This is a genomic window from Pseudozobellia thermophila, from assembly GCF_900141855.1.
Classification (GTDB): Bacteria; Bacteroidota; Bacteroidia; order Flavobacteriales; family Flavobacteriaceae; genus Pseudozobellia; species Pseudozobellia thermophila.
In genome coordinates this window covers 317,317-340,436 of the sequence record NZ_FQYU01000002.1, presented here as the reverse complement: position 1 = coordinate 340,436, position 23,120 = coordinate 317,317, and the positions used below count along the sequence as shown (strand labels likewise).

General features: G+C 46.2%; 20 protein-coding genes and 1 other RNA gene. 8 read left to right on the top strand and 13 right to left on the bottom strand.

All coding sequences use genetic code 11. From position 1 onward, the window contains the following. Nucleotides 1-161 precede the first annotated feature (161 nt). The gene (gene ytxJ, locus BUB37_RS06865; RefSeq protein ID WP_072990791.1) at nt 162-557 is read left to right on the top strand and encodes a bacillithiol system redox-active protein YtxJ; all 396 of its coding nucleotides are present in this window, start codon (nt 162-164) and stop codon (nt 555-557) included. A 97-nt stretch (nt 558-654) separates the two neighbouring features. On the opposite strand, the gene fahA is transcribed toward ytxJ, so the two are convergent. Then, nucleotides 655-1,941, bottom strand: coding sequence for a fumarylacetoacetase (gene fahA / locus BUB37_RS06860; RefSeq protein ID WP_072990788.1), 1,287 nt, complete (start codon nt 1,939-1,941; stop codon nt 655-657). A 110-nt stretch (nt 1,942-2,051) separates the two neighbouring features. On the opposite strand from fahA, the gene glyA reads away from it, so the two are divergent. Then, the gene (glyA, locus tag BUB37_RS06855; protein WP_072990785.1) at nt 2,052-3,326 is read left to right on the top strand and encodes a serine hydroxymethyltransferase; all 1,275 of its coding nucleotides are present in this window, start codon (nt 2,052-2,054) and stop codon (nt 3,324-3,326) included. 128 nt (nt 3,327-3,454) lie between these two features. On the opposite strand, the gene BUB37_RS06850 is transcribed toward glyA, so the two are convergent. The 7 genes from BUB37_RS06850 to BUB37_RS06825 form a co-directional block, all read right to left on the bottom strand. After that, nucleotides 3,455-4,108 carry a hypothetical protein gene (locus tag BUB37_RS06850; protein WP_139278085.1) on the bottom strand — a complete coding sequence of 218 codons (654 nt, stop codon included), beginning with the start codon at nt 4,106-4,108 and terminating at the stop codon, nt 3,455-3,457. A 164-nt stretch (nt 4,109-4,272) separates the two neighbouring features. Continuing rightward, nucleotides 4,273-4,947, bottom strand: a complete 675-nt coding sequence (locus tag BUB37_RS06845) for a response regulator (protein ID WP_072990781.1) — start codon at nt 4,945-4,947, stop codon at nt 4,273-4,275. Nucleotides 4,948-4,965: 18 nt separating this feature from the next. Next, nucleotides 4,966-7,023 (bottom strand): tetratricopeptide repeat-containing sensor histidine kinase, encoded by a 2,058-nt coding sequence (locus BUB37_RS06840; RefSeq protein ID WP_072990778.1) that lies wholly within the window; start codon nt 7,021-7,023, stop codon nt 4,966-4,968. A 113-nt stretch (nt 7,024-7,136) separates the two neighbouring features. Continuing rightward, nucleotides 7,137-7,301 (bottom strand): hypothetical protein, encoded by a 165-nt coding sequence (locus BUB37_RS21600; RefSeq protein ID WP_170863128.1) that lies wholly within the window; start codon nt 7,299-7,301, stop codon nt 7,137-7,139. 140 nt (nt 7,302-7,441) lie between these two features. Beyond that, nucleotides 7,442-8,173, bottom strand: coding sequence for a LytR/AlgR family response regulator transcription factor (locus BUB37_RS06835; protein WP_072990775.1), 732 nt, complete (start codon nt 8,171-8,173; stop codon nt 7,442-7,444). 469 nt (nt 8,174-8,642) lie between these two features. Continuing rightward, nucleotides 8,643-9,035 carry an acyl-CoA thioesterase gene (locus tag BUB37_RS06830; protein ID WP_072990773.1) on the bottom strand — a complete coding sequence of 131 codons (393 nt, stop codon included), beginning with the start codon at nt 9,033-9,035 and terminating at the stop codon, nt 8,643-8,645. After that, nucleotides 9,036-10,085, bottom strand: coding sequence for a glutaminyl-peptide cyclotransferase (locus BUB37_RS06825; protein WP_072990772.1), 1,050 nt, complete (start codon nt 10,083-10,085; stop codon nt 9,036-9,038). Nucleotides 10,086-10,214: 129 nt separating this feature from the next. On the opposite strand from BUB37_RS06825, the gene ffs reads away from it, so the two are divergent. The 3 genes from ffs to fsa all read left to right on the top strand — a co-directional run bounded on the left by ffs (nt 10,215) and on the right by fsa (nt 11,977). Next, nucleotides 10,215-10,313: signal recognition particle sRNA small type (gene ffs / locus BUB37_RS06820), an RNA gene on the top strand. 125 nt (nt 10,314-10,438) lie between these two features. Further along, a complete protein-coding gene (locus tag BUB37_RS06815; protein ID WP_072990768.1) occupies nt 10,439-11,248 on the top strand; it encodes an SDR family oxidoreductase in 810 nt (269 codons plus the stop codon). A gap of 72 nt (nt 11,249-11,320) precedes the next feature. After that, the gene (fsa, locus tag BUB37_RS06810; protein ID WP_072990765.1) at nt 11,321-11,977 is read left to right on the top strand and encodes a fructose-6-phosphate aldolase; all 657 of its coding nucleotides are present in this window, start codon (nt 11,321-11,323) and stop codon (nt 11,975-11,977) included. Nucleotides 11,978-12,032: 55 nt separating this feature from the next. Here the strand turns inward: fsa and BUB37_RS06805 are convergent, their stop codons facing one another. After that, complete coding sequence (locus BUB37_RS06805) at nt 12,033-13,415, bottom strand: transaldolase (protein WP_072990762.1); 1,383 nt, start codon at nt 13,413-13,415, stop codon at nt 12,033-12,035. Nucleotides 13,416-13,596: 181 nt separating this feature from the next. Between BUB37_RS06805 and BUB37_RS06800 the strand changes: the two genes are divergently transcribed. Further along, a complete protein-coding gene (locus BUB37_RS06800) occupies nt 13,597-15,225 on the top strand; it encodes an ABC-F family ATP-binding cassette domain-containing protein (RefSeq protein WP_072990760.1) in 1,629 nt (542 codons plus the stop codon). A gap of 29 nt (nt 15,226-15,254) precedes the next feature. Then, on the top strand, nt 15,255-16,385 hold the full coding sequence (locus BUB37_RS06795; RefSeq protein ID WP_072990758.1) for a hypothetical protein: 1,131 nt from the start codon (nt 15,255-15,257) through the stop codon (nt 16,383-16,385). 62 nt (nt 16,386-16,447) lie between these two features. Here the strand turns inward: BUB37_RS06795 and BUB37_RS06790 are convergent, their stop codons facing one another. After that, on the bottom strand, nt 16,448-17,164 hold the full coding sequence (locus tag BUB37_RS06790) for an ATP synthase subunit B family protein (RefSeq protein ID WP_072990755.1): 717 nt from the start codon (nt 17,162-17,164) through the stop codon (nt 16,448-16,450). A gap of 202 nt (nt 17,165-17,366) precedes the next feature. Between BUB37_RS06790 and BUB37_RS06785 the strand changes: the two genes are divergently transcribed. After that, the gene (locus BUB37_RS06785) at nt 17,367-17,912 is read left to right on the top strand and encodes a fasciclin domain-containing protein (RefSeq protein WP_072990752.1); all 546 of its coding nucleotides are present in this window, start codon (nt 17,367-17,369) and stop codon (nt 17,910-17,912) included. Here BUB37_RS06785 and pheT read toward each other — a convergent pair. The 3 genes from pheT to BUB37_RS06770 form a co-directional block, all read right to left on the bottom strand. Next, complete coding sequence (pheT, locus tag BUB37_RS06780; protein WP_072990749.1) at nt 17,909-20,335, bottom strand: phenylalanine--tRNA ligase subunit beta; 2,427 nt, start codon at nt 20,333-20,335, stop codon at nt 17,909-17,911. The genes BUB37_RS06785 and pheT overlap by 4 nt on opposite strands. Nucleotides 20,336-20,605: 270 nt before the next feature. Then, nucleotides 20,606-21,724: a 3-isopropylmalate dehydrogenase gene (gene leuB, locus BUB37_RS06775; RefSeq protein WP_072990746.1), complete on the bottom strand. Its 1,119-nt coding sequence runs from the start codon at nt 21,722-21,724 to the stop codon at nt 20,606-20,608. 152 nt (nt 21,725-21,876) lie between these two features. Continuing rightward, on the bottom strand, nt 21,877-23,049 hold the full coding sequence (locus BUB37_RS06770; protein WP_072990742.1) for a 2-isopropylmalate synthase: 1,173 nt from the start codon (nt 23,047-23,049) through the stop codon (nt 21,877-21,879). Nucleotides 23,050-23,120: the final 71 nt, after the last annotated feature.

Sequence of the window (23,120 nt, the reverse complement as noted above, 5' to 3'; positions counted from 1 at the left end):
TTATATCTTTAGCTTATTGTTTACTTTTGAGGTGGATAGGTCAAGAATCTTACCAATGTATCCCGCAAGACAAAATGTCTGCTTATCCCAATAAATACAAGACATTTCGGCAGGTCGGGGTATTTTGGTTTTATCAATTTTTGTTTTAAAAATAGAAGGAAATGGGACTTTTTAGTGGATTTTTCGGAGGAAGTGGAAAAGAGGGCGGCGAATCGGGTTCCAAGGTGCCGTGGCTTGCCCTTTCACGCCTCGAACAACTGGACGATATCGTCGAAAAATCGCATTCGAGACCACAGGTGATTTTTAAGCACTCCACTACCTGTGGAATAAGTAGGATGGTCTTGAACATGTTCAATCGCAATTATGGGCTTTCGGAAGGCCAAATGGATTTTTATTTTTTAGACCTGCATCAATTTCGGGATGTGTCGGACGGGGTGGCCACCCGGTTCGGAATCGTGCATCAATCTCCCCAATTGTTGGTTGTCAAGAACGGAACGGTCGTCGCCCACGATTCGCATGGGGCCATTACCGATCTGCAATTGGACACCTTTGTGTAACAAGGAATGAAGGCCCCAAAAAAAAGAAAGGTCGGGGGCAGTTTTTTCTTCCTTGGGCAGGCCCGGCCTTGGCCCGGAACCGTATGTAACTGTGTCGCTATTTAATGGTTTCGAGGGCGGGGAGCAGCTTGGTGGAAACTTCGCCAAACCCGATCCGGACATCTTTATGGGCACAGTAGCCCCTTAAAACTACGGTGTCGTTATCCTGTATAAATTTTCGTTCACTTCCGTCATTGAGCTTTACCGGCTTGGTTCCCTGCCACGATAGTTCGAGCATAGAACCGTAGGCGTCGGGCGTGGGACCCGAGATCGTGCCGCTGCCCATCATATCGCCGCTGTTTACCTTGCACCCGTTTATCGTGTGGTGCGCGAGCTGCTGGGCCATGGTCCAGTACATATACTTAAAGTTCGATTTGGTAACGGTAGTGGGTATGCCGGCCTCGGTCAGGATGTCTACCTCGAGATTGATATCGAAGCTATGTTTGCCGTTAAGCCTCAAGTAAGGCAGTGGTTCGGGTACTTGAATAGGGCTATCTACCCGAAAGGGTTCTAGGGCGTCCATGGTTACTATCCATGGCGAGATCGACGAGGCAAAGTTCTTGGCCAAAAAGGGGCCAAGGGGTACATATTCCCATTTCTGGATGTCCCTGGCGCTCCAATCGTTGAACAATACCATACCAAAGATGTAATCTTCCGCCTCTGACACGGGAATGGGTTCCCCCATTAGGTTGGCATCGGTGGTGATAAAGGCCATTTCGAGTTCGAAGTCCACCAGTCTTGACGGCCCGAAAACGGGTTGGTCCGAATTTTTGGGTATCGTTTGCCCTAGGGGCCTGCGCACCGGGGTCCCGCTCGGCACTATGGTCGAACTGCGCCCGTGGTAACCGACCGGAATGTGGAGCCAGTTGGGAAGCAGTGCGTTCTCGGGGTCCCTGAACATTCGGCCAACATTGGTGGCGTGCTCCTTGCTGGAATAAAAATCGGTATAATCGCCTATTTGGACCGGAAGTTGCATTTCAACCTCGTCCATCGAGAACAAGACCGCCTCTTTATGGCTGTCGTTGTTTTTTAGTTCATCGTTCGAAACATCGAAAATTTCACTTATCCGGTTTCGTACGGCCCTCCAGGTTTTCTGTCCGTCCGAGATAAAATCGTTCAGCGTATCCTGTAAAAAGATATCGTCGGTGAGCGGGATATCCTTAAAATAGCCAAGTTGGTGCAGGGCACCCAGGTCTATGGCGTAATCGCCTATGCGGGTACCGATGGTGATGATATCGTCCCGTGTGAGAAATACGCCGAAAGGTATGTTCTGAATCGGAAAATCGGAATCCTTGGGTACCTTCAACCAAGTTTTTTTCGTAGGGTCGTTCGCTAGTATAGGCATGGGCAATTGTTAATTTTTATTTGATAAAATGCTAACCAAATATATTATTTTATAGGTATTAACGAGGATCAATTCGTACTTTTGCAGCTCATTTAACACAATATTGACGTATGCAACGCGACAACCGAATTTTTGATTTGATAGCCGAAGAGAAAGAACGGCAAAAAAGTGGTATCGAGCTTATAGCTTCAGAGAATTTTACCAGTCCGCAAGTAATGGAAGCTGCAGGCTCGGTATTGACCAATAAATATGCCGAAGGCTACCCGGGCAAGCGCTATTACGGTGGGTGCGAGGTCGTGGATAAGATCGAGCAATTGGCCATAGACCGAGCAAAGGAACTTTTCGGTGCTGCCTACGCCAATGTTCAGCCCCATTCGGGGTCCCAGGCGAATGCCTCCGTGTATCACGCCTGTCTAAAGCCGGGCGATACCATTTTGGGCTTCGACCTTTCCCATGGGGGACATTTGACCCATGGTTCTCCGGTGAATTTTTCAGGTCGCTTGTACAACCCCGTTTTTTACGGAGTGGACAAGGAAACGGGCGTATTGAACTACGACAAGATCCAAGAGATCGCCGAAAGGGAAAGGCCCAAGTTGATTGTTGCCGGGGCTTCGGCCTATTCGAGGGATATGGACTTTAAACGTTTCCGGGAAATTGCGGATAGCGTGGGAGCATTGCTCATGGCCGATATCTCACACCCGGCGGGCTTGATCGCCAAGGGTATTTTAAACGACCCCATTCCACACTGTCATATCGTTACCACGACTACGCACAAGACCTTGCGCGGTCCGAGGGGTGGACTCATCTTAATGGGGGAGGATTTTGACAATCCGTTCGGAATCAAATTGAAAAACGGTAAGCTTAGAAAAATGTCGGCCCTGTTGGATTTGGCCGTTTTTCCCGGTAACCAAGGAGGGCCATTGGAACATATTATCGCTGCCAAGGCCATTGCCTTCGGGGAAGCCTTGACCGATAACTTTCTGCATTATATGCTACAGGTAAAGAAGAATGCCGAGGCTATGGCCGCCGCATTTGTGGCCAAGGATTATCATATAATTTCGGGAGGCACCGACAACCATATGATGCTTATCGACCTTAGAAACAAGGATATTACAGGGAAGGATGCCGAAAAAGTATTGGTACAGGCCGATATCACGGCGAATAAGAACATGGTGCCTTTTGACGATAAATCGCCCTTTGTCACCTCGGGTATCCGCTTTGGTACGGCGGCCATTACCACTAGGGGCCTAAAGGAAAAGGACATGGCAACCATTGTTGACCTCATCGACGAGGCATTGACCAATGCCGATGACCTATCCAAAATCAACAATGTGAAGAAAAAGGTGAACGATTTGATGAAAGACCGTGAACTTTTCAACTTTTAAGGCCGATTATCGGTAGGGTAACCCCACTACAAAAAAATCCGCTATGTCGTATGACTAGCGGATTTTTTGTTTTGATGCATACCTTTTGGGCCATTGCATCAAAGGTGGATATAAAAAGGCAAAAATTTTCATTCGGTGTTGAGCATCAACAAATCGCCGTTCTCCAAATGGGAGGCACGAAGGTCGTAGATTATGGCATCGTCCTCAGATTCGAAATACAGACCCCAATAATTGAAATAATCTTTCTTGGTGTGGCTGGCCTCAATGGTCCTGAGGAGAATATTCTCTTCCGATTGGTCTTCCTCGAAAACGGGCACGTAAATTTCGTAGGGTGTTTCCGATAGGCCCTTGCTGATATGGACATAGTGCTTGCCCATTTCGCTCAAAATATTATCAAGCTGTTCGGCGACACTTCTTTCGTAGATCTTATTGATGATGATCCTGGTATCCTTAAATAGAATGGACAACTCCTCGATATCTATGGAAACCGGATTCTCCCTTCTGAATTTGTCCAGTACGGAGACAAAGGAAGAGCTTCCTTGGGAAAAATTTCCCCAGGTACCCCGATTGAAATGGAAAAGCATTTCGACCAGGCTAAGGTTGCATTCCAGCTCAACGGCCAAGTTTATGCCCATGGTACTTGAAGCCCAATTGCGCACCGTGGCTTCTGAAAAGAAATACTTCTCTAAGCTTTTTCTAAAGGACTCAATTCCTTCCAGTTTCAAATCAATATTGAAACCTCCGGATGAATTGTTTTCGAAATTATCTGGAAATGAAGGCATAAACATATAGTGTAATACAATTGACTACCAAAAGTAAATTGATATGTTGCTATTGGTACAAAGAAAAACCCCAAAAAAAATGGGGTTTTTCTTTAAGCCAGGCCCTTGTGGTTATAATGTGTTGGTTTGTAGTGTTTTGCGTGCAATTTCTACGCGGGTGGGAACTAAATAAATCCTCTCTTTCGAGCTTCTTCGATCAGGGCAAAATCATTGCCGTTCTCGACCCCGAAAATGACCTTTAATTGTCTTTTTCTGTTTTCAACGGTGGTACTGGCCGCGGCCACGATGGAAGAAATGTCCTTGGTTTTGGTTCCGATGGACAATTGGTATAGAATTTTTTTATCGCGTTCGTCGATTTGATCCTCGTTTGCCATTTTTCGCCGTATGGCCTGAAGGGCGGCGGCGGTATAGTAAGGAGGTTTGGCAAGCACGGTCTTTACCATGTCCTGCAAGGTTTTTTCATCAACTTCCGATTTTACCATATACCCGTCGGGGTTAATGACCTTGAGAATGTTGTTGATCCGGTAGCTGTCGCTGAACGAGGAAAGAAAAACAATCTTGGAAGTGGGGGAGATTTGTTTGGCCAACAGCCCTAGGTCCTCACCACTCCTGTTTTCCTTCGCACTTTCCGGAAACATCGAGATGTCGAGCAATATAATGTCGTAAGGCAGTCGTTTTGAGGAGCTCTCTATTTCTGCCTTTCCCTTTTCGTAACTTGCGGCCGTATTGACGACTACCTTGAAATCATCGAATTCGGTGGCTTCAAGGGTATATTTGTAACCCAGCACTATCATTTCGTGGTCGTCGACTGCCAATATGCGTACTAAATCGTCATTCATCGTTCTATTTCTTGGGTATTAGGTTAGTTCTTCCTCCTTGGGTCGTTCAACTTTGGTGTTTTGGGGTGTAGCAATGGGTACCTTGAACCAGACCTTGGTGCCTTTTCCCGGGGCGCTTTCAATATGCCATTGGCCATTTAGTTTTTCGATTCGGGAAGCCATGTTTCGCATTCCGATTCCCTTCTTTCCCTTTTTTTTGGCGAATCCCTTGCCGTCATCGGTAACGGTAACCCTTAGTTCGTTGCCCCCGGCGTCTAAATTAAGCCAAACATTCTCGCATTGGGCGTGTTTGACACAATTCTGCAAGCTTTCTTGTATCAAACGGTAGATATTGATTTTTGTTACCCCTTTAATGCCGTCCCAATCAAAATCCTTGTTGTAGTCAAAGGTATAGTTGAATTTTCCACTTACCTGTACGGTTTCCAACAAATCTTCGATCGAACGTATAAAATTATTTATTTTTTGGTAAGCGGCGTGACTCAATTCGTGCGAAATGGCACGTATTTCCTTTTCAACGTCCTGTAAGGCATCAATGGCCTTTTTCCGCTGAAGCTCGGACGCCTCGTCTTGCTTTTTGTTCAACCCGGTCAATACCATACGGGCGCCTAGCATGCGGCCCAAAACACCGTCGTGCAATTCTTCCGAAATCCGTTTTTGTTCAAGTTTTTTTCCTTCCTCTACCTTTTGGTTTTGGGCAAGCATCAGGTTAAAGATCTCTTGGTTGGCGGCCTGCTGTTCTTGTTGAAAGCGCAATTTTTGGTTTTTTACGCGTTGGTCAAGTATAAAGTAAGACATTATACCCAATAAAAGTACGGCAACGGCAATACCCGTCCACAACTGTTTCTGTCGGGCCAAGAGCAGGTTTTCGGCAATAAATTCGTCGGTTTCAAAACGAATGCGGGCAAATTTGTTGCGTACCTGCCTTTCTACCTGCTGTAGGCTGTCGTTAAGGGTAATGTATTCCTTGGTATAGGCGCTTGATTTTTCGGGCTCCAATTTGGCCATGAGCTGCAGGTCGAGAAGTATCCTTTCGTTGTTGTTGGCCTGCTTGGCGTACTCCTTGGATTTTTTGGCGAAGGCAAGGGCCTGTAAGGTGTCTTTTTGGGTCAAATTGAACTCGGCAAGGTTGTAATAGGCCCTGGCCAGCCCGGGAATATTGTTAATGCTGTCCAATAACCTGATAGACCTTTCGATATCGTCGGCCACATCGACCTTGGGGTCTGATTTAAACTTACTGTACGCCCAGTGGTTTAGGGCCAAGGCATAAAGTTTTGGGTCGCTTTGTCGAAACGATTTTTTTTCCAATACCTTTTCAAAATAGGGCAGGGACTCTTCGTATCGACCCTGTTCTTGATAGACCACGCCGATGTTGTTGTTCAAGCTGGAATCAAAGTGGTTTTCGGTTTCGATTTGTTCTTGGTATTCAAATGCGGTCTTGTAATACTCTATGGCCCGTTCAAATTCCTTAAGTTCCTTTGTGACCGAACCCAAATTGTTGTAACATAAATACAGTTGTTTGGCCTTTTTCAGCGGTTTTAAGATTTCAATGGCCCGAATGGTATTGATTTCGCTTCCGGTATAGTCCCTGACCGCCGCCTGTGTTATGGCCATGTTGTATAGCATTCTGGCACTTTCGAAGTCGCGGTCGAGCCTTTCGTATATTTTTTGTGCCTTTGAATAGTTGTAAAAGGCACTGTCGGGAAGCGCCCGGTTGTTAAAGAAGATGGCCCTGTCCCAAAGGGCTTCGGCCCAAATCACGGAATCCTGCCTTTTTTGGGCCAGGCTAATCGTTTTTAGGTTGAGCCTGTTAAACCTTAAAGAATCCTTGAGCTTGAGGTAGGAGTATGAAATTTTGGATGTCAACACCGTTTGTACGGAATCGTTATAGAGCTTGTCCACACTTTTCTCGGCCTTTGTAAGGTAGTCGATCCGTGCATTGCGATCCAGATGGCTGTTCCGGCCTTGGTCGATCCATCGGAATATGGAGTCAACGGTCTCATTTTTACCGCTATGGTAAGGTGCGTCGGTTCTGCTTTGCCCACAGTTTGAGGCCAAAAGCCCAAGGAATACGGTCAAACAAACAATTTGATATGTAGAAAATCTTGGGAGCATTCGGGTTTGTTAGGTACAAGGTATAAAAAAAGCCTTAAATAAACATTAAGGCTCTTTTTAAACTATATGGAATGATACTATCCGTTGTCTCTTTCGTCTGGGCGTACATCATCGCCGTCGGTCGCAGCATCGATGTTCAACTCGTATACGGCGTCAGTCTCTTCCAAATTGGTTTCGGCTTCACAAGAGAACATTCCGATTGCCATTACTACTACTGCGAAAATACTTGCTACTCTTTTCATAATTAAAAATTTTAGGGGTTATTTGTTTTTTTCTTGCTGCTAAACTACTGCCAGCGGGCAGAAGACAAAGAGTAGAAATGTAAGACAATAGTAAACGTCCCCAGTTTATGAGTTAATGGCTTAATTCTGTGAGTATTTGATCAATTTAAGGAAGAAATGGCGTTTTTTGACAGTAATTGCTTCAATTGATCGATGTTCTTGCGGTAAGATTTTGAGAAGGGCAATTGTTTTTTACCGTGTTTCAATGTGCATACAGATTTGCCATAACTTATTCGCGAGATGCAATTGGTATTTACGATATAACTTTGATGGATGCGTACAAAATTTCTGGGTAATTGATTTTCAAAGGTCTTTAACGTTTTAAAGGCATTGATTATTGCTCCGTCTTTCATAATGAATTCCGTAGCGTTGTTATCGGCTTTCAGATAAAGGATATCATCGGTGTCGATATATTGAAAGTCGCGATATGAACTTAGGCACAAGGTTTGGGGCTCTGGGGTGACCGGAACCTGTTTTTTGAGCCGAAATATCGATTTCCGAATTTCAAACTCGTTATAAGGTATCAGCCAATAATCGAAAAAACCGTTTTTGATGGCGTCGTAGGCATATTGTTTCCCCTTGGCCAGTCCTATGATTATCGGTAAATCGTCCAAGTATTGGTGCAACTCCATAACCATTTTGAAATATTCATAGGCCTGCCCGTTTAGGTGGATAAAGACAATATGGGGAGAGAATTTAAGTATAGCGTTGATCCCTTCATCGCTGTTACGGGCCTGCGAAGTGCAAATAAAATCGCCGTATTCTTCCAAATAATGTTGCAATTGCAAATTAGAAGTTGCATCAGAATCGATTATAGTATATTTATACTCCATCTGTACGATACGATTTTTGTGCAAATTAGTTATAGTAAGTTAGAGGCGAACCAAGTAATTCCCCAGAATATTTGGGGATTTTTCTCTTAAAAGCCTGAAAATTAAGAAGTTTGAAAGAAAAAACCTTCAAAATGACAGATTATTTGTAAGAAAATCTTACAAGTGTCGAAATTCAAGGTTTTTTATGCCCTTTTTATGCCCTTTACTTTAGGGCAAGTCGGCAAAAAAAAGGGAGGAGGCATTCGGGTGAAGCCGGGGAAATTTGATAAAATGAGTGTGCCCTTTTTCCGGATATGGATTTTTCAAAATTTAAAGGCCCGAGGTGGGGTAATTGGCTTCCGTCCCTACCCGAAATGTTCCGGTTGCCTTTGGGGAAATACTTGGCGCGATACGGTCAATCGCATAAAGTGCCCGCGCTCCCAGGCAATGTTGCGCACGGTATGGAAGGGCCATAGGGCTGGGGCAGGGACTATGGATGAAACATTTTTTTTACTTCTTCGGGAATGCGCACCGGTTTTAAACTTTTTGAGTTCAACAGGCACCATTCGGTCTTGGAATGCAATAAAAGCTGTCCCGTTCGGGCGTCGTGCATTTCAACGATCCGTTCAGATCTGGCTCCCTTGCTTTTTGAGATATAGGTCTCAATGTTGATGACATCCCCCAATTTGGCGGCAAACTTATAGGTGATGTGATGGGTCATAACGACCCAAATACTGGTATTTCGAATTTCCTCGGGACAGACCTTGAGCCAATGTTCCTTGGAAATATCCTGTATCCATTGTACATAACGTACATTGTTTACGTGGTCTAGCTCATCGAGGTCGTCCTTTTCTACAACTAAGGTCTTTTGGTATTTTTGCATTTACTTTTTTTCAATAATGACCTCGAACATTTTGTCCCATTCCTTTCCGGTAACGAAGAAGGTTTTACGCCCAGGATGGTAGGCTATTCCATTGAGTACGTTGTCGGTGTCGCTCCATGTCGCGTGGTGGGTGACCTTTGCGCTTAAGCCGCTGAAGTTGATTACGCCTTCGATGGCCCCACTTTTGGCGTCGATGATCATGACGCTCGGTTTTTGGTATACATTGGCGTAAATTTTGCCGTCTACGTACTCCAATTCGTTGGCGCTGTCGTTAATTGATTTGTGGGTAACGGTTTCAATGGCCCCTTCCTCTACCAAGGTGTCGGGATTTAGGATCCATATTTTTTCGGTACCGTCACTTTTGAACAAGCTCTTTCCGTCGTTGGTCAAGCCCCAGCCTTCCTTGCTTTTGCCGTATCGGAAACTGTCTATTCGCTCCAAATTGTTTAAATCGTAGATAAAACCTATCCCGCTCCGCCATGTCAACATATAAATTTTGTTGTTCATGATGGTAATGCCCTCGCCAAAGTAATTGTCTTCCAAATCGACCTGTTGAATAGGTTCCCCGGTCTTCCAATCTACCTTTCTCAAAGAAGACCGGCCCTTTTTACCGGTGCTTTCGTACAGGGTGTCGTTGTGAAACTCCAAACCTTGGGTGTAGGCCTTGTTGTCGTGGGGGTACTCGTTGAGTATTTTGTAGGTGTAGATTTCCGGTGCTTTTGGTGAAAGCAGTTTTATATCCTTGGTAACCGCTACCGTTTGGTCTTCGTATTTGATCTCGGCCTTTAGGGTCTTGTCGCCCAAGGTGGGGGCTTCCAAGGTCAGTTTGCCGTCCCTTAGTTCAAGTGGGTTTCCCTCAAGAAAATAGGTAACCTCCCCTATATCTATGTTCTTCTTGTTTTTTATGGATACGGCAACGCTTTGGTTTTGTTGAAATTTTTTGCTGTTGGAAGCCAGGTCTATTTCGAACAGATCGGCGGGGGAGGGGTCTCCGCCACAGGCCATAAAAAGAAACAGCAAGCTCGTTGAGAAAAATTTTAGGGTATTCATTGGATTGTATTTTAAAGTCGTTGGCGACCGGATATAATGGACAAAAATAACGAACTCCCGTCAATATTTGAATATAAAATAAGGGGCGAAACGATTGTGTAAACCGCAAAAGGTTGTATATTTGCGGCCGGGCAAGTCCTACACGACCAGCTCCTGTAGAATCCCCCAGGGCGGGAACGCAGCAAGGGTATATGGTTGTAGCGGTGCGATGTAGGTAGCTTGCCTTTTTTTTGTGTCTTTTTTTTAAGGCCGGCCTATAGGTGCCTTAGGTATCCCCAAGGTGGTAGGCCCACGGTTTTGCCTCTCAATTTTTACTTCACATCTCCCTATTTTATTTGTTACTTTGCACGCATATGGAAAAAAAGGTGGTACTTATTACCGGAGGATCTTCGGGTATCGGAAAGTCAATAGGTCTTTTTTTAAAATCGAAAGGGTTTAAGGTTTACGGAACAACCCGGGATTTGAACAAGCACCCCGATTTTGAAGTGTTCGATCTGCTCGAGCTCGATGTGACCGATCGGGAAAGCATCGATAGGGCGGTGCGTCAGGTAATCGATTTGGAGCAACGTATAGATATATTGGTGAACAACGCCGGAATGGGCATTACAGGTGCCATCGAAGAAACGCCGAACAGTGAAATACAACGGGTTTTCAATACCAACCTGTATGGTCCGATAAATGTGTCCCATGCGGTACTTCCGCAGATGAGGGCCCAACAAAGTGGCTTGATCATCAATATCACCTCGATAGCGGGGTATATGGGGCTGCCCTTTCGGGGGATCTACTCGGCTACAAAAGGGGCCTTGGGCCTTGCTACCGAGGCCCTGAGGATGGAGGTCAGGGGCTTTGGCGTCAAGGTCTGTACACTTGCTCCCGGGGATTTTAGGACCAATATCGCCGCAGGTAGGTATCATGCCCCGGTCAAAGACGACTCTCCTTATAAGGAAGCTTACATGGCAACCCTTAAGATGATAGATGATGATGTCGATAGCAGCGGCGACCCCATTGCAGTGGCAAAAAAAGTATGGGAGATCATTGAAACCAAGCATCCCAAGGTTCATTACAAAGTAGGGGAGCCCTTGCAAAAATTTTCGACCCTGCTCAAGGGGCTCTTGCCTGATAAACTCTACGAGAAACTCTTACTTAAGCATTATAAATTGTAAATTCGTGGTTTCGGGCAAAATAGACCCTTGTTCAAACTTTAATCTAATTCTAAACCTAATAAAACAGTACGAATGAAATTTTTTATAGACACAGCAAATTTGGACCAGATTCGTGAGGCGCAACAATTGGGAGTGCTTGACGGGGTTACCACCAACCCATCTTTGATGGCCAAGGAAGGTATTACTGGTAGAAACAATATATTGAAGCACTATGTGGATATCTGTAATATCGTGGATGGTGATGTTTCCGCTGAAGTAATTTCTACCGAATTCGATGAAATTATCAAAGAGGGCGAAGAATTGGCCGAGCTTCACGAGCAGATTGTCGTTAAGGTCCCCATGATCAAAGATGGGGTAAAAGCCCTTAAATACTTCTCGGATAAGGGAATACGTACCAATTGCACCTTGGTTTTCTCGGCCGGACAGGCCCTTTTGGCAGCTAAGGCAGGAGCCACCTACGTATCGCCTTTTATCGGTAGACTGGACGATATCTCTACCGACGGCCTAAATTTAATTGCCGAGATCCGTCTTATTTACGACAACTATGGTTTCGATACCCAAATTTTGGCCGCATCGATCCGCCATACCATGCACGTACTGGAATGCGCAAAAATCGGTGCCGATGTAATGACGGGGGGACTTTCTTCCATTACAGGTCTTTTGAAGCACCCCTTGACCGATAGTGGTTTGGAGAAATTCTTGGCCGATTACAAGAAAGGCAATCAGTAGTCTTAAACGCTTGCATGAAAATGAAAAGGGAGGATTTGTCCTCCCTTTTTTGCGTTTATAAGGGCCCGTACAAATTGGCAAAGGCATCGACGATGACGTCGTCTTTGGTAACGATGCATTTGTTGAGCGGGTAAATGATCAGGGCTTTGGTCAACTCTTCGAAGTTGGGGGCCCTAAACTGCTTTGTGGGATCGAGGTTTGAACTCTCCATAAGGGCCTTCCACTGGCCTTCCTCGGTTTTGATATTGATGCCGATATAGGTGTATTTGGGTTTTTCGACAGAGAGTTTGGCGATCCTCCGCTTGATGTTCTCGAAATGGGCCCGGTCGATACCCGACCAAAAATAAAAGACGGCATTCTTGTCCTTTGCTATTTCGGGCAATGAAACTTTTTTGCCATCGACATCCAAAACCTGTACGGCGGGTATCTTTTTATTGGGTTGAATGTTCTTGATCCCTTCATAGAGGGCATTGATTTCCTCGATATGCCGGTTGTTGCTCGACAATTGATGGAAGCCCCGGATGAATTCGTCATTGTTTTTCTCCGAATCGTGTACTTTGAGCAGGTAGTCAAAGGCCACATTCCTAAAAAGGTTGTCCTTGAGTTCCTTTTCCTGTACCAGGCTGTCTATTATATGCAGCTTGTGCTGGTTGAAGTGCAATTGGTTGCGGACGATTTTTTGCTCTATGTCACAGGCACGGGCGCACGTCGTATAGCTCAGGTTGCCTATATGGTTCTTAACAAAGTTGTAATAAGGACGCAGATAGGTCAGGTCTTTATCGTTAAAGGTAAGCTGGGTCCGGTAATCGTAGAACCCGGCGGGCAACTCGTTGATGACGTCGTTTTTGGTTCGCCCTTTGTGTCGAAAGGGGTAGACCTCCTTATACATGTTGTAATTGTAAAAAACACTGGTCCTGGCTATCTTTTCCTCCTTTTCCGATAAGTTGGCGTCCATCATCAAATCGGCCAGGGCTTGTAGTTTCTCGTCTTTTAAGGAATCGATTTTTCCTGCAAATTCCTCGGCTTCGAGAAAGTAGTAAGAGCGTATTACGTTGGCTTCCTCCTCATTGGCCAAAAACAGTTCGAGAAGAAAATTGTTGATTTCCTCGCCTCGGCCACTAAAGATAAGGGACTCGTCAAAATCGACGGTGTTGAGCCGTATAACGATACTGTCGCCCTGTTGAAGGTAGATGTATTGAACCTCCGGTTCGTGGTTGAAGTGGTACAACCCCTCGGAAAGGGAATCCAGGTCAAAAGAAAAACGGTTCGTTTCGTCCAGCCTTGCAGAATCTATGACTTCATCCCCCTTAAAAAGAACCACATAGTTATCTGTGGGGTTTACTATTTCGCCTGCAAAATAAACTTTTTGGGAAACTTCCTTTCCCTTACCACAACCAACCAATACCAAGAGAAAAAGAAAGAGTAAATGTTTATTCATATGTCATATATCTGCCGTATGCCTAACAAAATTAAACAACCCTAGGGGCTAGGCTGTTAATAGTGAGTTAAAAGTTAGGGGGTTAAGTTAATGATTTTGGACGAATGGTTTAGAAACAAAGATTATTGGTGCAGGCATATAAATTTCTGTATTTTTGCACGGATTTTAAAAAGGGAGCCCTATGTTATCAGTATCGAATTTATCCGTTCAGTTTGGTAAGAGAGTTTTGTTCGACGAGGTCAACGTAACGTTTACGGAAGGAAACTGTTATGGGGTCATCGGCGCAAACGGAGCCGGAAAATCGACTTTTCTTAAAATACTTTCAGGTCAAGTGGAACCTACCTCGGGGCGTGTGTCGCTTGAACCTGGTAAGCGGATGTCGATCTTGGAACAGAACCACAATGCCTACGATGAGGCAACCGTCTTGGAGGCCGTGGTAATGGGTAATAAGCCTCTTTTTGCCATTAAGACCGAAATTGATGCCCTATACGCCGATTACAGCGACGAGAATGCCGATAAGATAGGGGAGTTACAGGTACAGTTCGAGGAAATGAACGGTTGGAACGCCGACAGCGATGCTGCGGCCCTCCTCTCCAACCTAGGCATTTCGGAAGACCTGCACTTTACCACCATGGCCGACATGGACTCAAAACTGAAAGTAAGGGTATTGTTGGCCCAGGCCCTTTTTGGCAATCCTGACGTTTTGATTATGGATGAGCCTACCAACGACCTCGATTACGAAACGATCAGTTGGTTGGAAAACTTCTTGGCCGACTATGAGAATACGGTGATAGTCGTCTCCCACGACAGACACTTTTTGGATACCGTATGTACCCATATCGCGGATATCGATTTTGGCAAGATGAACCTGTATTCGGGCAACTATACCTTTTGGTACGAGAGCAGCCAGCTTGCCGCAAGGCAGCGGGCGCAACAAAATAGAAAGGCCGAGGAAAAAGCCAAGGAGCTTCAAGAATTTATCGCCCGTTTCAGTGCCAACGTGGCCAAGAGCAAACAGGCCACCTCGCGAAAAAAGATGCTGTCGAAGCTTAAGGTCGAGGACATCAAACCATCGAGCCGTCGATACCCGGCCATAATTTTTGAGAGGGAAAGGGAGGCAGGAGACCAAATTTTAAATGTTGAGGGATTGTCGGCCACGACCGAGGATGGCGATGTGCTCTTCCAAAACGTCAACCTGAATTTGGCAAAGGGAGATAAAGTGGCGGTCATTTCAAAGGATTCGAGGGCGACCACCGCCTTTTACGATATAATCAACGGTCAGCGAAAAGCCGACCAAGGAGAATTCCAATGGGGGGTAACCACCACCCAATCCTATTTGCCTGCCGATAACTCCGGGTTCTTTACCGAACCCATCAGTTTGGTCGATTGGCTCAGGCAGTGGGCGAAAACCGAGGAAGAGCGCGAAGAGGTGTACATAAGGGGCTTCTTGGGAAAAATGTTGTTCAGCGGGGAAGAGGCTTTGAAAAAATGCACCGTACTCTCAGGAGGGGAAAAGGTAAGGTGTATGTTGAGTAGGATGATGATGATGAGGGCCAATGTGCTGATGCTCGATGAGCCCACCAACCATTTGGACCTTGAGAGTATAACCGCCTTTAACAATTCGCTCAAAAACTTCAAGGGTACGGTCTTGTTTACTACCCACGACCACGAGTTTGCCCAGACGGTTGCCAATAGAATTGTAGAATTGACGCCCAAGGGCAACATTGACAGGTATTTGTCGTTTGAAGAATATATGTCGGATAAAGTATTGAAAGAGCAGCGCGAGAAAATGTACGCCGGGTCTTTCTAAGATGCTTTATCGTCCTAAATTCTTACATCATGAAAACCTACAATCTGTTCTGTGCCTTATTGGCACTGGCTATCATTGGTTGTACAAAATCTGATGATGGCAGTAATCCCACCGACAATAACAAAGGAGTAAAAGCTTCGTATTCCTTGATTTTGAACAATAAGGGCACCCTATCGGGCCTTGATCTTTTGGTGCAAGGCGAAGAACTTTCCGTGAGTGAAACGGAAAGCTCTTTTGAGGTTGCCGAAGAACCACAGTTGCGTTTTCAAGGCGACGGTGTATTGGGTTTGTATTATACGAGAGGAGATTGCCGAGGCGAGATTACCGTTCACGATTTTAACGAGGGGCGCGCGCACACCTATTCGGTCTTCGACGATTTGGAGCCTTGTGGGCTCACCGCAAATTCCATTTTGACAACGGCGACGGAAATTTATATCGCTTACGAAACGGAAGTATCGCCAAAGAAGAAAAAATACTATGTAAGGGTACTTGATGCCACTTCGGACGAGAATGGGGGCATCGATGTGCTTCTTGATGAAAAACCCCTTCAAATGGCCTTTGCCAACAAGCGGCTCTTTGTTCTGACCTTGGATGAGGACGATACGGGCAAAAATGGATTGGCCGTTATCGACTCCAACACGAAGGCCGTTATCCATAGCGAGGTGCTGTCAACAGGCGCAAGGACGATCTTTACGGGGGGCGAAGGGAATATAATCGTAGGTTACGACGGCCTGCACTTGACCATAGATGGCACTACCTTGGCTATCACTAGCACAATGTACCAAGAAGGAAGCGAACCCAACTTTGCCCAGGCCTTGACAAAAACATTCGACGACAGCGGTAAAATGTACTACGATATGATAGCGGATAACCACAGTGTTTATCCGGTAATTTCCGCCGTGTATGACTTTTCGAACAACGCTGCCGTACTATACGCCTATGAAAACTTTCTTACCGAAACACAGCGAAAATTTGAATACGCGATAGAGAGTACCACCATGGTGTCTTTTGATGAAAATAACAACTACATACTGATAGGGTATAAGAAGACAGGGAGCAGCGATAAAGGGGGACTCCTAAGGATCAAGCCGGCGCCCGACCCCAAGCTTATCGATAACCTGGATACCGAAGGGGTACCCTATGCCATTTTTATCGATTAGGTGCGGCCCTTTTCTTTCTTTCTTTCTTTCTTTCTTTCTTGGGGTTGTTTGAGAATCGATTCCTATGTGTTGTAGTATTTGCTGTCCCATATGGCAGGACTAAAGTTTTTTCCGAGGGCGAAGCCGTAAAAAATTACGACCGATGCCATGCACTTGAACATAAACAGGAAAATGATCCAAAACTCGGCGCTGCTGTTGTTCCTCGAAAACAAGCCTTCGGGAATCATCAGGGTGAGCAAGTAACTCAGTAGCGCAACCACCAGCGTTAGGTTTACGATGCTCTTGAAGGGCCACATAAGCCATTTTCTCAGAGGGTGGAGGTCGTTGCCCCATTTGTGGATCAAATAGAAGTAATCGTTGCCTATGGGCGCAAACAACAGTGGGTCGTCCTTGTCCTCAAGTTTAAAGAGTTTGGAAGGGGCCAGTATTTTTAGTCCATTGACCTCGGTTTGATGGATTCGTTCGAGTTCCCTGATTTTTGTAATGGCTTCCGGGGGTATTCTTCCCTTAAAATAGGAAGAGGCTAAAAAGCGCAGTCGGTAGTCGATGCAAATCTTACGGATATGGTCGATATGGTATATCTTGTCCGTTTCCAATAAATCAAAGTCGAAGCGGTTGGCGGCTTGGGGCGTACCATCGGCGATGGTGTTGCTTATTCTTTTGCGCTCAGCTTCGTTTTCCTGTAAAATCCTTCGGACTTCATCGAGTAAATGGGCCGAAGATTCCCTAAGGGTCCGTTCACGGTCCAGTTTATCCTTAATGTTGGTCTTTCTCAGCATCTCCTTCTTTTTTTTGCATTATACTCAAAATTAGCGATTTCACCCTGCGATTGAGCTTGGCCCCGCGAATTCAAATGTTAATAATATGTTAAAAATTAAAAAATATCATTAATTTTTTTTGTAAACCCCCTGCATTGATCGTTATTTGTCGACAAAAGTTGCCGTTCATCGGGTTTTTAGTTAAAATATTTAACCAATTCGAATGAAATTACATACAAGATTCCTCGTATTTCTTTTTCTCGCCGTAACCGGTATTACTTCTGCCCAGGAGAACTTCTCAAATGGGGGCAAAAATTCCATAATCAACACTACGGCGCATTCGGAGCGTCATAAAACCCTGTTGGCCGTCATGAAGGCCACCGATTTGGAAGAGCTTCTCGATCAATCCGGGCCTTTTACCGTTTTTGCACCTTCCGATTCGGCCTTTGAAAAGCTATCGGGAAAGTCCGTTGAGGATTTGATGGACCCTGAGAACAAAAAGGAATTGAAGGATTTGTTGACCTACCATATCGTGGCCGGCAATCTATCGGCTTCGAAAATCTTAAAGGCCATGTGCCGGGGCCGGGGCAAGGCGACCTTTACCACCGTTAACGGTGATGATATCACCGCAACCATGGAAGGCCTTGACATCGTACTGACCGATGGTTATGGCAACCAGGCCAAGATAGTCGTGGCCGACTCCAATCAGTTGAACGGCGTCATACACGAGATCGACAGTGTCATTCTACCCCAAAAAGTCAGGTCTTAGCGCAGTTCGGCGCCGAGCTCCTGCTCATAACGCTTCTGCAACTTGTCCATTATTTTGTCGATTTGCTTATCGGTCAACGTACGTTGGGTGTCTTGCAGTGTAAAACTAACGGCATAGGATTTTTTGCCTTCCGGAAGGTTTTTACCTGTATAGACGTCAAAAAGGCTGATTTGTTTCAATAGCTTCCGTTCCGTTTTAAGGCCAAGTTCATACACCTGTTGAAAGGAAACGCCCTCGTCCAACAATAGGGCGAAATCGCGTTTCACCTCGGGGTGTTTGGGGATTTCTCGGTAAAGTATGCTGTTCTTGCTGGCAAGGGCTATGACGTTGTCCCAATTGAAATCGGCATGGATTACTTCCTGCTTTATGCCCAATGCGTTTAATATATCCTTTTTGACCAAGCCTAGGGATACAAGGGGTTTTGACTTTAAGGATAACGTGATGCCTTCCGATAAAACCGTATTTTCGGTAGGAGATGGCACGCTTTGGGCGATGCCCAAGCGCTCGAGTATGTTTTCTACAACGGCCTTTACGAAAAAGAAGTCCGATTTCGTGTCCCCGCCGATCCAACTGCCGTTATTTCGGTTTCCGGTCACAAAGAGGCTCAGGTGCTTATTCTCTATTCTTTCGGCCGCGTTTTGATGGTAGGTCTTTCCGAATTCGAAGAACTTGAGGTTCTGCTTTTTTCTGTTGATGTTGTAGGCCAGGGCCTCCAAGCCCGAAAAGAGCATGGATTGCCTCATTACCGATAATTCATTGCTCAATGGGTTGAGCATGGTAATGGGGGCTCCTTCCTTTTCATCGTTCAACAACGAACTGTAGTTGGGTGAGCTCAAACTATTGGTCATGATCTCGTAGAAGCCCGTCGAGGCCAGTTGGTCCCCGATTTTCGATTGCAGTTTGTGGTCGTCGAATTTCGAAACGGGTGCCACGGAGGCATTTATCTTGTTCTTTACACCGATATTGTTATAGCCGTAGACCCTGAGTATTTCTTCGATAACATCTACTTCGCGCTGCACATCGACCCTGTAGGAGGGTATCGATAGGCCGAGTCCGGCTTCGGTAACGCTTTTTACCTTAATGTCCAACGAAGCCAGTATCGACTTTATGGTGTCTTGCGGTATTTTTTGGCCGATAAGCGAGTAGGTTTTTTCGAAGGTCAGAAAAACCTGGTGCTCTTCGATTTTTTTGGGGTAGAAGTCCTCTACATCCGAAGTGATGTCCCCTCCGGCGATCTCTTTGATCAGCAGGGCCGCTCTCTTAAGGGCGTATTCGACATTTTCTATATCGATGCCCCTTTCGAACCTAAAGGAAGCGTCGGTGTTGAGTCCGTGTCTTTTGGCGGTTTTGCGTATGGAAACGGGATCGAAGTAGGCGCTTTCCAAAAATATCGAGGTGGTCGATTCCGTTACCCCGGTATTGATTCCCCCGAAGACGCCCGCTATGCACATGGGCTTTTCCGAATCGCAGATCATGAGGTCGTCTTCGTGCAATTCCCGTTCCTCGCCATCGAGGGTCATAAACTTGGTGCCGGCGGGCAAGGTCTTTACGATGACCTTTTTTCCGTGAATTCGGTCGGCATCGAAGGCGTGCAAGGGTTGTCCTAGCTCATGGAGCACGTAATTTGTGGCGTCGACCACGTTGTTTATGGGCTTTAGTCCTATGGACCGCAACCTGTTTTTCAACCAATCGGGTGAAGGTTGTACGATAAGGTTGCTCATCGTTACCCCACAATACCTAGGGGCCAATTTGCTGTTTTCGACCTCGACTTGCATTTTCAACGAGCGATTATCGACGTTAAAGTTGCTGATCGAGGGGGTGATCAATTCCTTATTGATTTCCTTTTGTCTCAACCCGGCCTTCAGGTCCCTCGCCACGCCGAAATGGCTCATGGCGTCGGCGCGGTTGGGGGTAAGGCCTATGTCGAAGACCTCATCGTTTTCTATCGAAAAGACCTCCGAACACGGGGTGCCGGGCAACAGGTCGTCGTTTAATACCATGATGCCCTCGTGATTGTTGCCCAGGCCGAGCTCATCCTCGGCACAGATCATGCCTTCGCTTATTTCGCCGCGTATCTTCCCTTTCTTGATTTTCCATGCTTCCCCTTCGGGAGTATAAAGTGTCGTGCCGATGGTCGCTACGGGTACTTTTTGCCCTGCGGCCACGTTTGGGGCCCCGCAAACAATGTTTAGGGGGGTGTCTTGTCCAATATCGACCGTGGTAATTTTCAATTTGTCCGCATTCGGGTGTTTCTCACATGTGAGGACCTCGCCCACAACAATGCCCTTTAAACCTCCCTTTATCGATTCGAAGGGGCTAATCCCTTCAACTTCAAGACCTAGGTCGGTAAGTAATTCAGCTGTTTTATCGGCTTCCCAGTCCAGCTTAAGAAATTGTTTCAACCAGTTGTATGAAATCTGCATCGGCTAATTTTATTGGGCGCAAAGGTAAAACATTGCGGTAAGACATTCAACAAGGTGCATAGCTGAATTATTTATTTTTTTGTCGTAAGTTTTAGGCTCGATTTTGGCACAATGGCATTTGATTTTTAGCGGGGGAGTAAACGGATTGCGGGGTTCAAAGGGGGATTTTTAGCCTTCCCCTTACAGGGTTACGACCTGTCGAATTTAAAAAGAATTTTACCACTTCGCAACGGGCGTTTGGGGTGACGGGTCAAAATATTGTGCTTCAACTTAGATGATGGTTGATTTGCCGAGTCCGATATTTTCGTCGTTGATATTCAGGTTTTCGTCCGGATCGACGATATGCTCTGAAATAAAGTCGCCGACGTAATCGGTGCCGTATTTGCTGCTTCCCAAGACATCCAAGGTCACTACTTTTTTGATAAACGATTCGTTTACGGCCGATACGATGGCATTGGCCTCCTCGTTTAGGCCATAATGTTGCAACAGCATGGCGGTACTCAATATGGAGGCGACCGGATTGGCAATGTTTTTTCCCTTGGCCTGTGGGTACGACCCGTGAAAGGGTTCGAACATGGCGTTTTCCCTTCCTATCGAGGCCGATGGCAACAGGCCTACGGAACCAATGATTACACTGCCCTGGTCGGAGAGGATATCGCCGAACATGTTATCGGTCAAAATGACATCGAATTGCGTGGGGTTCATCATCATCTGCACTGCGGCATTGTCGATGAACATGGTCTGCAGTTCGACGTCGGGGTAGGATTTTGCGATCTCGGATACGGTTTTTCGCCAAAGGCGTGACGATTCGAGGACGTTGGCCTTGTCGACCAAAGTCAATTTTTTTCTGCGTTTTTTGGCCGCCTTGAAGGCAAGGTGGGTTACCCTGCCAATCTCGTCCTCGGTGTATTCGCATACATCGGAAGCCCGGGTACCGTCTTCACTGATGCTCTTTTTGCCAAAGTATATACCTCCGGTCAGTTCGCGAAAAATCACCAAATCGGTTCCTCGTACAATGTGCTCTTTTAGAGGTGAATTGGCAATGAGCGAATCGAACATTTTAACGGGCCTAATGTTGGCGAAGAGGCCCAATTCCTTTCGTAGCCCCAAGAGCCCTTGTTCGGGTCGTACTTGGGCGTCGGGGTTGTTGTCGTATTCGAGGGAACCGATGGCCCCAAAAAGAATGGCATCGGCTTCCCGGCACAGTTTTAGGGTGGCGTCGGGCAAGGGCTTTCCGGTATTGGAAATAGCTACGGCCCCGACGGAAGCTTCAACATATTCAAAACTATGGTTGAAGGTTTCCTCGATGGCCTTGAGGCACTTGACGGACTGGGCCAAAACTTCGGGTCCGATTCCGTCTCCACCAAGAAGAGCGATTTTTAGCTGCATACGTAGTTCTTTTTCACTGCTTGCCTCCCATTATCAGTGGCCTTACAAACAAAAGTTTTAATTTGGCATGTGGCTAAGGTCAAAAAAAATGATGACAAATTAGCAAAAAAGGGACTAAAATTACGTCGGATCGGTAAAATGACAGCCGGCCATCAAGAGAAACTGGCCAGGTCGAGATTGGCCGCCTCCATGATTTTGGGAATATCCTCGTCCGTAATTTCCTTGTGCAAATCGGCAAATTTCAGAAACTCTTGGTACGCGTGGTCTAGTTGCACTTTTGTCAATTCGTAGCCCACGATCTTGGCGCGATAGGCCAGGGCGGCCCTTCCGCTTCGCGCGGTGAGCACGATCGACGACTCGTTGACGCCGACATCGGCCGGATCGATAATTTCATAGGTTTCCCTGTTCTTTATGACGCCGTCTTGGTGAATGCCCGAACTATGAGCAAAGGCATTTGCACCGACAATGGCCTTGTTGGGCTGGACGATCATTCCCATTTTCTCGGAAACCATCCGGCTGGTATCGTAAAGTAATTTGCTGTTGATATTGGTATCAAGGTTCAGGCTGGGGTGCTGGCGCATGATCATCACCACTTCCTCCAAGGAGGTGTTGCCCGCACGTTCGCCTATCCCGTTTATGGTACACTCTATTTGTCTGGCCCCGTTGATCACCCCGGCAATGGAGTTGGCGGTGGCGAGTCCGAGGTCGTTGTGGCAATGGCAGGAGAGGGTGGCCTTGTGTATGCCTTTTACGTTTTCCTTTAGGTACTTGATTTTTGCCCCGTATTCCTCGGGTAGGCAATATCCCGTGGTATCCGGAATGTTGAGCACCGTTGCTCCGGCCTTTACGACGGCCTCACAGACCCTGGCCAAAAACTCGTTGTCGGTTCGACCGGCATCCTCGGCATAGAACTCCACATCTTCAACAAAGGTCTTTGCATAGCTTACGGCACTGATGGCGCGTTCGATGATTTCTTCCCTGGTGGAGTTGAACTTGTATTTAATATGCGAGTCCGAAGTCCCGATACCGGTATGTATTCTAGGTTTTTTTGCGGTCTTAAGTGCTTCTGCCGCAACTTCGATATCTTTTTTCACCGCCCGGGTAAGTCCGCATACCGAAGCATTTTTGACCAAGTCGGAAATTTCGGCAACAGATTTAAAGTCGCCAGGACTTGAAATAGGAAAACCCGCCTCGATTATATCCACACCTAGTTCATCCAATCGTTCCGCAATGACCAATTTTTGCTCGGCATCCAATTTGCAGCCGGGCACCTGCTCCCCATCTCTTAGCGTAGTATCAAAAATCTGTACCTTATCTTTACTCATTATATTTATGTAGTTTAGCTAACCATTACGAATATATAACCAATAGGTTAAAACACCTAAGGTTTTAAAAA